We start from the raw sequence: 14,346 nt of genomic DNA on the forward strand, positions 1-14,346 counted from the left end.
GGCTGGACGCCGAGGCTCAGCCGAACGGCGCGATGCCGAACAGCATCGCGTGCAGATAGCGCGCAAACAAGAACCACAGGACCAGACCGACGGTGATCGCGATCGCGTCCTTCGCGATCGCACCCTGGCGTGGTGCCGCACCCTGCAGACGGTCGCGCCTGCGCGCATTCGTGAAACTCGTGACCGCCCAGGCGAGGAAGGCGCCGAACAACAGTATGTCGGCGAGCGTGCCGTTCGCGATCAGATGGGCGAACGCCCACAGTTTGACACCCGCGACCATCGGGTGGCCCAGTTTCGCCTTGATCTGCGTGCCCGGCACGTAGGTTGCAGCCAGCAGGATGAAGGCGGGGATGGTCAGCAGCGCGGCGAGATGCCGGGTCCATGTCGGCGGGAACCACAGATGGACCGGATCCAGGCGCGCCTGTCCATAGCCCCACACGATCAGCACGAGCCCGATGACCGACACGATGGAATACGCGATCTTCCACTTGATCTCGCCATAACGCGCGATGTGGTGCGTGCGGCCTTCCTCGGCGAAGATCCGGATCGAGTGCGTGCCGAGAAAAAGAAAGAGTCCGATGATCAGGGTTGTCATGGGGGCTTCTCCGTTGTTTGGGCCGTCCGTGGTCGCGCGCGTGCGGCGCGGCGCGAAGGAAAGACAGGCTGATCGCCGGGGTGTTCCTCGCCGCCCGGTTCCGCTCGTTCGATGATGAGGTTTCGTGGGCGGATGCCGGTCCGTGTCGGTCAGGTCTTGACCCGCATCAGTCGGGCCTTGTCCCGCTCCCAGTCGCGTTTCTTCTCGTCCTCGCGCTTGTCATATTGCTTCTTGCCCTTGGCCAGGCCGATGGTCGCCTTGACCCGCCCCTTGACGTAATGCAGGTCCAGCGGCACCAGCGTGAAACCGGCGCGTTCCACCTTGCCGATGAGCTTCGCGATCTCGCGGGCGTGCAGCAGCAGCTTGCGGGTCCGGACCGGATCGGCATGAACATGGGTCGACGCGCTGGTCAGCGGCGTGATGTGCATGCCCAGGATGTAAAGCTCGGCGTCGCGAATGATGACGTAGGATTCCTTGATGTTCGCGCGGCCGGCGCGAATGGCCTTGACTTCCCAGCCTTCGAGCGCGAGTCCGGCCTCGTAGGTGTCCTCGACGAAATAATCATGGAAGGCCTTGCGGTTGTCGATAATGCTCATGAGTTTCGGTGTTTCCTGACGCCTTGGGTCCGGGCGGGTGTGGCTTGCGGTAGAATCCGGAAGTTTATCAGCTGGATGTCGCGATCGACCCGCTCATGGCCGAAGTCAAAAAAATCGTATTGATCGAGTTCACGCCGGCGCAGATGTTCGAGCTTGTCGACCGCTGCGAGGAGTATCAGCAGTTTCTGCCGTGGTGTGGGGGTGCCGATCTGCTGGAGCGCACCGACACCGTAACGGTGGCGACGATCCACATCAATTATCACGGCATCAAGGCCAACTTCACCACCGAGAATACAAAGCTCTATCCACTCGAGATGCATATCCGTCTCAAGGAGGGGCCGTTCCGGCATCTCGATGGCAACTGGTTGTTCACGCCGCTCGGGGACACCGCGTGCAAGATCGAATTCAATCTGCACTATCAGTTCGCGAACAGACTCCTCGAGAAGGCGCTGGGGCCGGTGTTCAACCATATCGCGAACACCTTCGTCGATTCCTTCGTGAAGCGTGCCGAGCAGGTGTATCGCAAGGCCTGAGTCGGGATGTGGGCCGCAATGCTGCGCGGGAGGTGTGAGATATGAGCAGCGACATGATCAATGTCGAGGTGACCTATGCGTTGCCGCACCGGCACGAACTGGTCAAGGTGCTCGTGCCTGAAGGCGCGACCGTCGAGGATGCGATCCAGGCGTCCGGCCTGTTGCGGCGTCACGCGGACATCGATCTTGCCGATCGGAACAAGGTGGGCATCTTCGGCAAGCTGTGCAGGCTCGATACTGGGTTGCGGGACCGGGACCGGGTCGAGATCTACCGGCCGCTGATCGCCGATCCGAAGGCCGTCCGCAAGAAGCGGGCCGAAGAGGGCAAGGTCATGAAGAAGGGGGGCGGGGATGCCGGGGAGGGCTGAGCGCCGCCGTCACGTCGGCCTGCGAACCCGCGCTTCGGCGGTCGGCAGAGGACGATCTGACCTTCATGCGGTGGAGCGGGCAGCACCCCGATGATGAAAGCCGTGCCGGGTGCCCCCTCACCCCCGAACCCTCTCCCCGAGAGGCGAGCGGAGCGCACAGAGCCGCTACGCGTCTTTCACCTTAAGGGCAGTTCTGGGCGATGAAGGCCCGCGTCTTCGCGGTCTCTTCCGCACGCGCAGCCCCGTCGAGAATCTCCTGCTCGCCGCGCTCGTTCAGCCGCGCCAGAGGCCGGGACGACTCGAGGTTCGCGAGCTGAGACGTCGCCTGTTCGCAAAGGCGCTGGCGTTCCGCTTCTCTGGCCTGATCGGTGTCGGCCTGCGTGCGCGCCTGCTGACTCTGGGCGCGTCGCTCGCGAAACCCGGCCTCGCGCTCCTCCCAGGTCGCGGGCGGAGGCGGCGGTTCGGCTTCGCTCGCCGACCGGCTGCGGATCACGTGCGCATCGACGCCCGGTGGCGGCCGATCCGAGTAGTTCGGGCGGCCCTGCGCATCGCGCCATTCATACACCTGCGCCTGGCAGGGAAGGGCGACCGTGAGGATTCCCAGCAAAATCAGCCATGAAGCGCGCATGCGGCATCTCCCGCCCTGTCAGACTGCTTACATGCAGTTCGGGCCCTCTGTATAATACGGATTTGGTCGAAAGGAAAAAAGCCATGCGCGTGATTCAGAAGGCGCTGACGTTCGACGACGTCCTTCTCATCCCGGCTCATTCAACCGTCCTGCCGCGCGATGTAAGCCTCAGGACGCAGCTGACCCGCAACATCCGCATCAACATTCCACTCGTCTCGGCCGCCATGGACACCGTGACCGAGTCGAAACTCGCGATCGCGCTGGCACAGGAAGGCGGGCTGGGCATCATTCACAAGAATCTGCCGGTCAAGTCACAGGCTGCCGAAGTGGCCCGGGTCAAGCGCTTCGAGACCGGCGTACTGAAGGATCCGATCACCATACCGCCGACGATGAGCGTGCGCGAAGTGATCGCGCTGACCCGCCAGCACCGCTTTTCCGGCCTGCCGGTGGTCGAAGCCGGCAGGGTCGTCGGCATCGTGACCAATCGTGACCTGCGTTTCGAGACCAATCTCGACCAGCCCGTGTCGGGGATCATGACGCCGGCCGAGCGCATGGTGACGGTCAGGGAGGGCGGCAGTCTGGAAGAGGCGCGTCATCTGATGCACAAGCATCGTCTCGAGCGGGTGCTGGTCATCAATGACGCGTGGGAATTGCGCGGGCTGATCACGGTCAAGGACATGCTGAAGTCGACCGAACACCCTATAGCGGCCAAGGACGAACTGGGCCGGCTGCGCGTAGGGGCGGCGATCGGGGTGGGTGCCGGCACCGAGGAACGTACGCAGGCCCTGGTCGAGGCCGGGGTCGATGTCATCGTGGTCGACACTGCGCACGGTCACTCGCAGGGGGTCATCGAGCGCGTGCGCTGGGTCAAGAAGCACTTTTCCCATGTCGAGGTCATTGCGGGCAACATCGCCACCGGCGACGCGGCGCGCGCGCTGGTCGATGCCGGCGCGGATGCGGTCAAGGTCGGGATCGGTCCGGGCTCGATCTGCACCACCCGCATCGTCGCCGGGGTCGGCATGCCGCAGGTGACTGCGATCGACAACGTGTCCACCGCGCTGACAGGGTCCGGCGTGCCGATGATCGCCGATGGCGGCATTCGCTTCTCGGGCGACATCTCCAAGGCGATCGCGGCCGGTGCGAACGCCGTCATGCTCGGTGGACTGTTCGCTGGCACCGAGGAAGCGCCGGGCGAGACCGTGCTGTTCCAGGGCCGATCGTACAAGTCCTACCGCGGCATGGGTTCGTTGGGGGCGATGCAGCAGGGCGCGGCCGATCGTTACTTCCAGGAGGCCGACAGCGCGGCGGACAAACTCGTGCCCGAGGGCATCGAAGGGCGGGTGCCCTACAAGGGGCCGGTATCGGCGGTGATCCACCAGCTGATGGGGGGGCTGCGCGCGTCGATGGGCTACGTCGGCTGCGACGGCATCGAGGCGATGCGCGCCAACGCCCGTTTCGTCGAGATCACGTCGGCCGGCATCCGCGAGTCGCATGTGCACGACGTCCAGATCACGAAGGAAGCACCGAACTATCACGTGGACTGAACCGCTTCCGCGGTTTTCGGGGCGGCTCCGGCCGCCCTTGTCTTTTGATGCGAGAACATCATGTCCCACCAGAAAATCCTGATCCTGGACTTCGGTTCGCAGGTGTCCCAGCTGATCGCGCGCCGGGTGCGTGAGCAGCAGGTCTATTGCGAGCTGCACCCTTTCGACGTGTCCGATGAATTCGTGCGTGGCTTCGCGGCGGACGGCATCATCCTGTCTGGCGGTCCGAATTCGGTCTACCAGGCGCAGGACTGGCGCGCGCCGCAGGCGGCGTTCGACCTGGGTGTGCCGGTGCTGGGCATCTGCTACGGCATGCAGACCATGGCCTCCCAGCTCGGCGGGTCGGTCGAGAGTTCAAGCAAACGCGAGTTCGGCTACGCCGAGATGCGCGCGCGCGGGCATTCGCGGCTGTTCGACGGCATTCAGGATCGCAGCAACGACCAGGGGCACGGACTCCTGGACGTGTGGATGAGCCACGGCGACAAGGTCACCGGCCTGCCGCCGGGCTTCAAGGTCATCGGCAGCAACGCGTCGACGCCGATCGCGGCGATGGCCGACGAGGACCGCGGATTCTACGGCGTGCAGTTCCACCCGGAAGTCACGCACACGATCAAGGGCAAGGAGATCATCGCCCGCTTCGTGCATGACATCTGTGGCTGCAGCCGCGACTGGAACATGCCCGACTACGTGTCCGAGGCGGTCGAGCGTATCCGCGCCCAGGTCGGATCCGACGATGTGATCCTAGGCCTTTCGGGCGGCGTCGATTCGTCGGTGGCTGCGGCGCTGATCCACCGCGCGATCGGCGACCAGCTGACCTGCGTGTTCGTCGACAACGGCCTGCTGCGGCTCAACGAAGCCGAACAGGTGATGTCGACTTTCGCGCGTTCGCTCGGCGTGAAGGTCATCCACGTCGACGCGACCGAGCAGTTCATGGGGCATCTGAAGGGTGTGGCCGATCCGGAGGCCAAGCGCAAGATCATCGGCCGCGAGTTCGTCGAGGTCTTCCAGGCCGAGGCCGCGAAATTGCCCAATGCAAAGTGGCTCGCGCAGGGCACGATCTACCCCGACGTGATCGAGTCGGCCGGCGGCAAGACCAAGAAGGCGCACACGATCAAGAGCCATCACAACGTCGGTGGGCTACCCGAGACGCTGAACCTGAAACTGCTCGAACCCCTGCGCGAGCTGTTCAAGGACGAAGTGCGCGAACTCGGCGTCGCGCTCGGCCTGCCGCACGACATGGTCTACCGCCATCCCTTCCCCGGCCCCGGGCTGGGGGTGCGGATCCTGGGGGAGGTCAGCCGAAAATTCGCCGACATCCTGCGCCAGGCCGATGCGATCTTCATCGACGAGCTGCGCGCTGCCGACTGGTACGACAAGACCAGCCAGGCCTTCGCGGTGTTCCTGCCGGTCAAGAGCGTCGGCGTGATGGGTGATGGCCGCACCTATGAATACGTCGTCGCGCTGCGCGCGGTGCAGACCCAGGACTTCATGACCGCCCACTGGGCCGAACTGCCGCACAGCCTGCTCGGCAAGGTCAGCAACCGCATCATCAACGAAGTGCGTGGCGTGAACCGGGTCGTCTACGACATTTCGGGCAAGCCGCCGGCGACGATCGAGTGGGAATAGGGGTTGTTTCGCGAACGATCGGGGTCCGTCGAGATCTATCGCCAAGTACGAGCTACGAGCCGAGATGTGGGGTTGACGACGGCGCAGAGTCCGGATGTCAACGAGCTTGGACCCTGACGGCCCCTTTGGGTTGCGGTATCTGCCACTTCGATGGGCTATCAACGCTCCCTGCACGACTGACGTCCTCAAGTGCTCAAGCTGTCCAACGGAAGGGGGCAACCCCAGGTCATGCGCTCGGTTTCAATTTGAACAGGAATTTCGATGCTCTACGTATCCCTCAAGGCTGTCCATCTGCTGTCCATTATCGTGTGGATCGGCGGCATGGTGTTTTCGCACTTCTTCCTGCGCCCCGCCGTCGCTCCGCTCGAACCCGCGCTGCGGCTGCGACTGATGCACGATGTGCTCGGCCGCTTCTTCCAGGCGGTACTTGCAGCCTCGTTGCTGACGCTGGCCACCGGTGTGTGGATGCTGGGTCGCGTTGCCAGGCAGGTGGTGCAATCCGGTGGCAGTTTCGAGATGCCACTGGCCTGGACCATCATGGCGGTGCTTGGCGTCGCGATGGTTGCGATCTTTGCGCACATCCGATTCGTTCTCTACAGGAGATTCGGCCGTTCCGTGGCTGCTGCCGACTGGAGCGCCGGTGCTGCGGCCCTGGCACAGATCCGCAACTGGGTCGCGATCAACCTCGGCCTCGGCGTGTTCGTATTGCTCGTGATGCTGCTGCGCTAGACGACCTGAATCATTTTCCATGGAAGTTCGGCCTTCGAGCGTCGGCTGACGCGAATGTCGAAACGCCGCTCAGGATAGAGAGCACGCGTTGGCGACATTCGTGCCGAACCCGCCGACTGTCTGGTCGTGGCCATGTCGGGCAGCTGACCCGTCGAGGGTGCCGCGCACCCAGCGGGTCCGCTACTGAACCGCTACCGCACCACCTTCACCGGCTGCCCCGGCCGAGGCGCGGTGCCGCCCGCGTAGCTGCCGTTCAGCAGCCGCAGTTGCGCTTCGGCCTGGGGTCCCAGCGGTGACGAGCGCGCCAGTTCGGCGAAGCCACCACGCGGGTAGGGCACCGTCTTCAGCACCCACGGTCGCGCGGCGGCGCGCTCCGACGCGCTGAGCGGGCGGAAGGATCCCTGGGCCTCGGCCAGACCGGACGCTGCGCGGCGCAGCGCGGCGGCGTCGCGGGCGCCGTGGTTCAGCATGTAGTTGCGGTTGTCGGGCCCGCTCACCAGCAGCACGCGCACCGCCTCGGTCTGCCCCCTCTGGTTGCGCCGCGAGCCGCTGAACTGCGTCGCCGCCAGGCCTTGCAGCGTACCCCGCTCGACACGCCCCTCTGTCGGCCTGATCAGGTTGCGTATGATCTCGTCGTGGGTGTTGCCCGCGCCGGGTGGCACCAGCCGTACGATCAGGCCCGCGTCGCCGGCCCCATTCACGACGGTGATCGCTTCGCGCGTGTTCCGGATGCGCCAGCCCGGCGGCGCGGTCAGCGCGATGCCCAGCTCTTCGTGGAAGAAATTCTGTCCGCGTGTCACACCCTGGGAGCGGCTTTCACCGAAGTTCATGCCGTCGATGGCCTGCAGGTAGCGCGCCCGCCCGTCGTCCTCATAGTTTCCCTGATAGCCGGCGGCGAAGCGTCGGATGTCGGCCAGGCGCTGGTCGTTGCTCGGGTGCGACGACAGCCAGTTGGCGCCTGTCGGTGGTGCACGCCCTTCGGCCCTGGCCATGTCGGCGGCAAAGCGCTCCTGGTCCTTCAGTGCGCCGATGACAGCGATCATGTTGCTCGGGTCGTAGCGGTTGCGCGCCAGGTAATCGGCACCCAGCTGGTCGGCCTGAAGTTCCTGTTCGCGGCTGTAGCTCGCCAGCCAGCCGGCTGCGACCCCCTGCGACATCTCTCCGGCGGCACGGGTCGCACCACTGACGCCCTGGCTCTCGAGCACCGCTCCGAGCACCGTGGCCGCGAGCACCCCGAGCCCGGCGTCCTGCTGGCGGGTGGCGCGCTGGGCGCCGTGGCGCGCGGTGACGTGGCCGATCTCGTGGCCGATGACACCGGCCAGCTCGGCTTCGCTGTCGAGGTAGGCCATCAGTCCGCGCGTGATGTAGATATAACCGCCCGGCAGCGCGAAGGCGTTGATTTCCGGGCTGTCGACGACGGTGAAGGTCCACGGCAAGTTGGCGCGATGAGACTGTCGCGCGAGCTTCTGCCCGACCCCGTCTACATAGGCCTGCAGCCGTGGGTTGGCGTAGGTGCCGTACTCGGCCAGGACCTGCTGATGCGCCTTCCTGCCTTCGGCGATCTCGGTGGCCTCGTCCATGACGGTGCGCTCGGCACGACCCGTCACCGGATTGACCACCGTGGTGCCGCAGCCTGCGAGCAGCAGCGCGCTCAACAACACGGTGGAGAGAGTACGGAACCAGTTGCGGTTATGCATGAGCCTGCTCCCTGGCGCTGCCACCGGTCGCTGCGAAAGACTTACTCCACGTCTGGTTCGACCGGAGCGGTCGGGCCGTTACGGCGCTGGTCGACCAGTTTGCCGAAGGTGCTGTCCAGCGAACGTTTCAGCTTCTGCGCCGCGCCGTCGATCGCCTGGTGCAGGCTGTCGGCCTGCTCGGTGACCGCAACCGGCTGGCGACCGGCGATGCGGGCCTCCATCAGGCAGCGCTTGTCGTTGTCGCCGGCCTTCTGGCCATTCACGTCGCTCAGGTGAATCTCGACGCGGGTCACCTGCTCGGAAAAACGGCCGAGGGCCTTGCGCACCACGGCTTCGGCATGGTGGGCGAGCGCATCGTGGCCTTCCACGCTCTCGTCTGTGTTGAATTGAACCTGCATGAATACTCCTGGGTTTGAAACCCGAATCGTTCGGTTGTCGGTTCGAGGTTGAGGCTGGATCTTATCCGCTGTTGGGTGCTCGACACAAATTGGGGTGTCGTGGGTCGGATGATGCGCAACAGGAGATGGATCCGTCTGAGCTCACTTCAGCAGGTTCAGGCTGAAGTGATGCCTGATGAAGGCCTGGAAACGCGCGACGCCCTCGAGCGCGCTGCGCAGCCGGGCCTTCTCCATGCGGTTGAGCTGGGCCAGTTCGATGTGATTGGTCGGCGTGCGACCCGCCTTGATCGCCTCGACATGGCCGCGCAGCCGCATCTGTACCAGGAACTCGAAGCTCTCCTCGACGTCCTCGGCATCGGACTCTTTCAGCACCTTCGCCTCGACCAGCGCGGCGATGCGCTCGTGGGTGCCGCCATCGAGCTTCGCGGCTTCCAGCGACAAGGCCTTGATGCCGTCGGTGATCGCGAAGATTCCGGCCTTCTTGATGTCGATCATGCCGCGGTGCTCGCCGCTCTTTTCCGCCTTGATCCGGCCGAACCAGCCCAGCGGCGGCTGGAAGCCCATCATGTTCTGGGCCATGCGCATCAGGAAGCCGCGATCACGGGCCAGATGCGCGAACACGTGGTCCTTCAGCGCCCGCTCCAGGCCCGGATCGCCGTACAAGGTGCGCAGATCCACGAACATGCTGCCCTTCATGATGTGGTCGGGCGTCGGGGTATCGAACCAGCGCGAGATCTCGCGGTTCCATTCGCCCAGGCTGTGGCGCCACTCCGCGTTCTTCGCCATGATGCCGCCCGGGCAGGGAGGCACGCCGATCGCGATCAGCGAGTCGATGAGTTCCTGCGAGAAGCTCTGCAGGCGTGCGATGTCGGCCTGGTCGAGATCGTCCGCATAGATGATTGCGTTGTCCTGGTCCGTCGACAGGGTCTGCTCGCGCCGCCCCTCGCTGCCCATCACGACGAAGGCGAAGCCTTCCGGCAGGTCGGCGTACTTGTCCGCGCGCAGCAGTCCGATCAGGCGCAGCAGCACCTGGTCGTTCAGGTTCGCGATCAGACGCACCATGTCGCGCGTGGGGATGCCGGTTCCGACCAGATGCAACACCAGCGCCTCGACGCGGCGATGCAGTTCCGCCAGGTCATCCAGGTTTTCGGCCTTCTCGATGTCCAGCACCAGTTGATGCGGCGAATGCGCCTGCAGCTTCAGGATGTCGGTGTCGGTGATGATGCCGCTGAGCTTGCCCTGGCTGTCGACGACACCGAGCCGATGAATCTTGCGCCGCGACATCTGGTACAGCGCCTCGTACAGGAAGTCGTCCTCGCCGATCACCGCGAGTGGCGCGTTCATGACGTCGCTGACCGTGAGGTTCGTTGGATCGCGGCCGTTGGCGACCACCTTGTTGCGCAGATCGCGGTCGGTGAAGATGCCGACTGGCAGTCCATCATCGGCGACCACGACACTGGAGATGTTGCGCTCGCGCATGACCCCGACGACGTCGACCAACGCCGCATCCGGCGCGCAGGTCACGACCTGACGCTGGCAGAAATCCCGGACCGGGCGAAAAAACTGATTCTCTTCAGCCATTGTTGTTCTTGCTCGATGTGAATTGCGTCAATAAAGGCCGACAGCCCGAGGTTTTCGGTTCGAACGCCGGACTGCGGTGCTGCCATCGGCATGACGGGGCGCCAACGCCATGCTTCTCCGACCGGTCGCCCGGCCACCGGGCATCATCGCATGTCGCGATCATTCTGCCATTTCCGCTCCAAAAGTTAAATTCGGCAAGCACCGCTACCGACTCGCTGCGCCGTATGGTGTTCATGCGGTTGCCCTGCGCGGCCGCCTTCGCGCGAACCGACCACTCTAGTAAACTGGGGGCTTGCGACATCGCGCGCCTGATCGGCCGGCGAGCGCGACGAGCGGGGGTGACGGGATTGACGACACGGGACGACGGTTACATGACGGCGGCGCTCGAGCAGGCGCGTATTGCGGGCGGCTGCGACGAGGTGCCGGTCGGGGCGATCGTCGTATGCGGCGACGAAATCGTCGGGCGCGGTTTCAACCAGCCGATCCGCAGTCACGATCCGACCGCCCATGCGGAGGTGATGGCGCTGCGGGACGCAGCCGCACGCATCGGCAACTACCGCCTGCCCGGCTGCGAGCTCTATGTCACGCTGGAGCCGTGCGCAATGTGTGCCGGCGCGATCATGCACGCCCGCATCGCGCGCGTCGTGTTCGGCGCGCGCGACCCCAAGACCGGGGTGGCCGGCAGCGTGATCGATCTGTTCGCCGAGGCGCGCCTGAATCATCATGCCGATGTCACCGGCGGGGTGCTGGCCGAGTCCTGCGGCGGCATGCTGTCGGCGTTCTTCGCCGCACGTCGCACGCGCAGCATGCTCGCGTAAGCATCATGCATATCCGCATCGACCTCTCCAGGCAGACCTTGTGCGTGTTCGACGATGCGGGGCAGATCCTGCGCGCGTATCGCGTGTCGACCGCCGCGAACGGGGCAGGCGAGCGCGAGGGTAGCGGCTGCACGCCGCGCGGCCGTCACCGCATCCGTGCCCGCATCGGCGCGGGCCAGCCACCGGGCGCGGTGTTCCGCGGACGCAGGCCGACCGGCGAGACCTGGACGCCCGAGCTCGCGCGGCAGTATTCCGAGCGCGACTGGATCCTGTCGCGCATCCTGTGGCTCAGCGGTTGCGAGCCGGGGCGCAATCGCCTCGGCGAGGTCGATTCGATGCGTCGCTACATTTACATCCATGGCACGCCGGACGACCAGCCCATGGGCGTTCCCCGATCGCACGGCTGCGTGCGCATGCGCAACGCGGACGTGATCGAATTGTTCGACCTGGTCGAAGCAGGCACCGGGGTCGATATCCTCGAGTCGGCAGCCGATGCGACATGTGCGGAGAAAGCGATGCTCGAGGCGGACATCGAGGTCGTCGTGTCTGGCTGGTTCGAGGCCGAACCGTGGGTGATGCCGGTGCGTGAGGCGGTCTTCGTGCAGGAGCAGGGGGTTCCGCCTGAGCTCGAGCGCGACGCGTTCGACGCGGCGAGCCGCCATGCGATCGCACGCGCCGCGGGCGGCGACGTGGTCGGCACCGGCCGTCTGCTTCCGGACGGTCATGTCGGGCGCATGGCAGTGTCGCGCGACTGGCGTGGCAGGGGCGTCGGCGGGCGGATCCTGCAGGCCCTGATCGCCGAGGCGCGCGTGCGCGGCATGGCAGAGGTCGTGCTGAACGCGCAACTGAGCGCCGAGGGTTTTTACCGTGCCCACGGCTTCGTCGCCGAAGGCGACGTATTCATGGAGGCCGGCATCGCGCATCGCTCGATGCGCAAGTCGCTGGCCGGCTGACCCCCCCCCAGCCCGACCCGGCGCCGGCACGGGTGCGTCAGCGCAACCGGCGCGTTCGATGTCCGCTGACTTGACCGGGTCCGACAGGAGAAGCCATGTCCGATTTCAGAGCAGGGAACGACAGTGTCGATGCAGCGCATCCGCAATGGATGGAAAGCCTCTACGAGCGCCTGGCCGAGGACGACGAAGGCCGCGTGTGCAAGGAGATCAGCGACGAGGCCTGCGTACAGACGCCCGGCAATTTCTTTCGCACGCTGCTTGCGAACACGCTGAGCAACGTCGCCGATCGGCTCGCCAGCGCGAAGACCACGCTGCCGTGGCTGCTGCTGCAGCTCGGCGCCCCGGCGTGGATGCTCAGCCTGCTGGTGCCCATCCGCGAGTCGGGATCGATGCTGCCGCAGATGCTGATCGGCGCGCTGGTGCGGCGTCAGCCGGTCCGGAAATGGGTGTGGGTCTGGGGTGGCGCGATCCAGGGGCTTTGCCTGACGCTGCTCGGCTGGGTCGCGATGGTGCTCGAGGGCGCGATCGCAGGTTACGCGTTGCTGGCGCTGGTGGTCGTGTTCAGCCTTGCGCGTGGCGCGTGTTCGGTGGCCTACAAGGACGTGCAGGGTAAGACCATTCCGAAGACCCGGCGTGGCCGCTTGTCCGGCTGGATCAGTTCGATCTCCGGCCTTGCGGCGCTGGGTGTCGGAGTGGGGCTGGGCGCGATGCAGCAGAACGAGTCGATCGCGCTGTTTGCCGGCCTGCTGTTCGGCGCGGCGCTGCTATGGTTCGCGGCGGCCTGGGCGTACAGCCGCATCGTCGAACTGCCGGGCGCGACCGAAGGCGGCGCAAACGGGGTGGCCGAGGCGTTCGCACGGCTCGCGATCCTGCGCGACGACCTGCCCTTCAGACGCTTCGTCATCGCGCGGGCGCTGGCGATGGGCTCCGGGCTGGCCGCACCGTTCTACGTCGCGCTGGCGCGTGACGACCTGGGCGGAGCGATGTCGTTGCTCGGCATCTTCATCGCGGTGGAAGGGCTCGCCGGTCTGGTCAGTTCGCCGCTATGGGGTCGCTGGGCCGACCGTTCGAGCCGCATGGTGTTCGCGACCGCGTGCTGCCTGGCGGCCTTGCTGTCGATCGGGGTGGCGCTTTGGTCATGGCTGCCGATGCCGCAGGCCGCTGCGATCTGGTTCTATCCGCTGGCGTTCTTCGGTCTCGGTGTCGCGCACGCCGGCGTGCGGCTCGGACGCAAGACCTACATGGTCGACATGGCTCATGGCAACAAGCGCACCGACTATGTGGCGGTCAGCAACTCGGTGATCGGGGCGTTGTTGCTCGGAACAGGCCTGCTGGGCGCGCTCGCGGCCACCGTGTCGGTCGAGGTGACGATCCTGTTGCTGGGCCTGGCCGGCCTGCTCGGCGCGGCGCTGAGCCTGCGCTGGCCGGAGGTTTCGGGTTGACACCGATGGACTCTGCACCCGGACGATGGGTCGCCGCGCTCAGGCACGAGCCGGGTGCGGTGTCGCGACGAACGCGTGCGTGACCGTGCCGGTCGGGTTTCCATCGGCATCCCAGGACCATTCCTGCAGGCGGGCCGCGCCGTCGCCGGCCACCGTGATCACGGTCGAACAGCGCGTGCCGTAGCCGTAGGCGGGTGCGCGGATGAACGCGGGTGACAGCAGCCGCTCCCATTCCGGGCTGACGCCGGTCTGCGGCAGATGATGATCCTCCGCCGGCTGGTCGTCCCGCAGCAGTGCGCACAAGGCCTGTTCGTCGGGCAACCGCGGCAGGGCTGCGCGCAGGCGCTCGCGCGCCGTGCTGACCTTGGGCCAGTCGGTATCGAGCAGATGATTGGACAATCCATACACGCCGGGTGAGAGCATGCGCACCGCGCCGGTGGTGCTTTCATGCACGCCGAGCGACGTGCCGTCGCACACGATCATGTTGAAGCCGGCGTAGTCGCCGCTGACGCTGGCCAGTTGTCGCAGCGAGCGCTCGGCAGAGCCCTCTGAAAGCAGGCAGTCGCGCACCAGCGCCCCCCGCGTGGGCGCGCCCGGTCGATGTCGCGTAGGGTCGCGATAATTCGTCAATGCGGCGAAACGGCCCGAGCGGGTCAGGCCCATCCAGGTGCCACCGGCTTCGAGGTCCCGGCCGGCCAGGATGCAGGGTTCGTCGGTCCACCAGTGCGCGGCTGCGGCGGGTCGTGCGGTGAACTCATCGCGGTTGGCGGCGACGACCAGCGGGTATTTCGGGTGCACGCGCCACGCGAATACGATCAGACACATGCGCTTCGCCCGC

The 14,346-nt window shown here is 65.9% G+C and carries 14 protein-coding genes and 2 pseudogenes; 9 read left to right on the forward strand and 7 right to left on the reverse strand.

Annotated elements, in window-relative coordinates; all coding sequences use genetic code 11:
* Nucleotides 1-16 precede the first annotated feature (16 nt).
* Both ACKVEX_RS07415 and smpB read right to left on the reverse strand, forming a co-directional pair.
* The gene (locus ACKVEX_RS07415; RefSeq protein ID WP_473215066.1) at nucleotides 17-595 is read right to left on the reverse strand and encodes an NnrU family protein; all 579 of its coding nucleotides are present in this window, start codon (nucleotides 593-595) and stop codon (nucleotides 17-19) included.
* Nucleotides 596-744: 149 nt separating this feature from the next.
* Nucleotides 745-1,197 (reverse strand): annotated as a pseudogene (smpB, locus tag ACKVEX_RS07420) (SsrA-binding protein SmpB); the annotation flags it as partial.
* Between the two features lie 89 nt (nucleotides 1,198-1,286).
* Here smpB and ACKVEX_RS07425 point away from each other — a divergent pair.
* Complete coding sequence (locus ACKVEX_RS07425) at nucleotides 1,287-1,724, forward strand: type II toxin-antitoxin system RatA family toxin (RefSeq protein WP_473215067.1); 438 nt, start codon at nucleotides 1,287-1,289, stop codon at nucleotides 1,722-1,724.
* 41 nt (nucleotides 1,725-1,765) lie between these two features.
* On the forward strand, nucleotides 1,766-2,092 hold the full coding sequence (locus tag ACKVEX_RS07430; protein ID WP_473215068.1) for an RnfH family protein: 327 nt from the start codon (nucleotides 1,766-1,768) through the stop codon (nucleotides 2,090-2,092).
* A 181-nt stretch (nucleotides 2,093-2,273) separates the two neighbouring features.
* Here ACKVEX_RS07430 and ACKVEX_RS07435 read toward each other — a convergent pair whose 3' ends face one another.
* Complete coding sequence (locus tag ACKVEX_RS07435) at nucleotides 2,274-2,720, reverse strand: DUF4124 domain-containing protein (protein WP_473215069.1); 447 nt, start codon at nucleotides 2,718-2,720, stop codon at nucleotides 2,274-2,276.
* Between the two features lie 83 nt (nucleotides 2,721-2,803).
* On the opposite strand from ACKVEX_RS07435, the gene guaB reads away from it, so the two are divergent.
* From guaB to ACKVEX_RS07450, 3 genes are all read left to right on the forward strand, one after another.
* Nucleotides 2,804-4,264 (forward strand): IMP dehydrogenase, encoded by a 1,461-nt coding sequence (gene guaB, locus ACKVEX_RS07440; RefSeq protein WP_473215070.1) that lies wholly within the window; start codon nucleotides 2,804-2,806, stop codon nucleotides 4,262-4,264.
* A gap of 60 nt (nucleotides 4,265-4,324) precedes the next feature.
* A complete protein-coding gene (gene guaA / locus ACKVEX_RS07445; protein ID WP_473215071.1) occupies nucleotides 4,325-5,890 on the forward strand; it encodes a glutamine-hydrolyzing GMP synthase in 1,566 nt (521 codons plus the stop codon).
* Nucleotides 5,891-6,151: 261 nt separating this feature from the next.
* Entirely contained in the window at nucleotides 6,152-6,619 is a 468-nt protein-coding gene (locus tag ACKVEX_RS07450; RefSeq protein WP_473215072.1) for a CopD family protein, read from the forward strand.
* 191 nt (nucleotides 6,620-6,810) lie between these two features.
* Here ACKVEX_RS07450 and ACKVEX_RS07455 read toward each other — a convergent pair whose 3' ends face one another.
* The 3 genes from ACKVEX_RS07455 to ACKVEX_RS07465 form a co-directional block, all read right to left on the reverse strand.
* On the reverse strand, nucleotides 6,811-8,316 hold the full coding sequence (locus ACKVEX_RS07455; RefSeq protein ID WP_473215073.1) for a M48 family metalloprotease: 1,506 nt from the start codon (nucleotides 8,314-8,316) through the stop codon (nucleotides 6,811-6,813).
* Between the two features lie 41 nt (nucleotides 8,317-8,357).
* Entirely contained in the window at nucleotides 8,358-8,714 is a 357-nt protein-coding gene (locus ACKVEX_RS07460; protein WP_473215074.1) for an HPF/RaiA family ribosome-associated protein, read from the reverse strand.
* 141 nt (nucleotides 8,715-8,855) lie between these two features.
* Nucleotides 8,856-10,295, reverse strand: a complete 1,440-nt coding sequence (locus tag ACKVEX_RS07465; RefSeq protein WP_473215075.1) for a putative nucleotidyltransferase substrate binding domain-containing protein — start codon at nucleotides 10,293-10,295, stop codon at nucleotides 8,856-8,858.
* A 347-nt stretch (nucleotides 10,296-10,642) separates the two neighbouring features.
* Here ACKVEX_RS07465 and tadA point away from each other — a divergent pair, with 347 nt between their 5' ends.
* The 4 genes and pseudogenes from tadA (at nucleotide 10,643) to ACKVEX_RS07485 (ending at nucleotide 13,508) form a co-directional block, all read left to right on the forward strand.
* Nucleotides 10,643-11,113, forward strand: a complete 471-nt coding sequence (gene tadA / locus ACKVEX_RS07470; protein WP_473215122.1) for a tRNA adenosine(34) deaminase TadA — start codon at nucleotides 10,643-10,645, stop codon at nucleotides 11,111-11,113.
* Between the two features lie 5 nt (nucleotides 11,114-11,118).
* A pseudogene (locus ACKVEX_RS07475) lies at nucleotides 11,119-11,595 on the forward strand (L,D-transpeptidase family protein); the annotation flags it as partial.
* Between the two features lie 93 nt (nucleotides 11,596-11,688).
* Nucleotides 11,689-12,066 carry a GNAT family N-acetyltransferase gene (locus tag ACKVEX_RS07480; protein WP_473215123.1) on the forward strand — a complete coding sequence of 126 codons (378 nt, stop codon included), beginning with the start codon at nucleotides 11,689-11,691 and terminating at the stop codon, nucleotides 12,064-12,066.
* Between the two features lie 95 nt (nucleotides 12,067-12,161).
* Nucleotides 12,162-13,508 carry an MFS transporter gene (locus ACKVEX_RS07485; RefSeq protein WP_473215076.1) on the forward strand — a complete coding sequence of 449 codons (1,347 nt, stop codon included), beginning with the start codon at nucleotides 12,162-12,164 and terminating at the stop codon, nucleotides 13,506-13,508.
* Nucleotides 13,509-13,547: 39 nt separating this feature from the next.
* Here ACKVEX_RS07485 and ACKVEX_RS07490 read toward each other — a convergent pair whose 3' ends face one another.
* Nucleotides 13,548-14,333 (reverse strand): NRDE family protein, encoded by a 786-nt coding sequence (locus ACKVEX_RS07490; RefSeq protein ID WP_473215077.1) that lies wholly within the window; start codon nucleotides 14,331-14,333, stop codon nucleotides 13,548-13,550.
* Between the last annotated feature and the right edge of the window lie 13 nt (nucleotides 14,334-14,346).

The sequence above is a fragment of the Denitraticella aggregata genome (genome assembly GCF_048158365.1).
Classification (GTDB): Bacteria; Pseudomonadota; Gammaproteobacteria; order Burkholderiales; family Rhodocyclaceae; genus Azoarcus_F.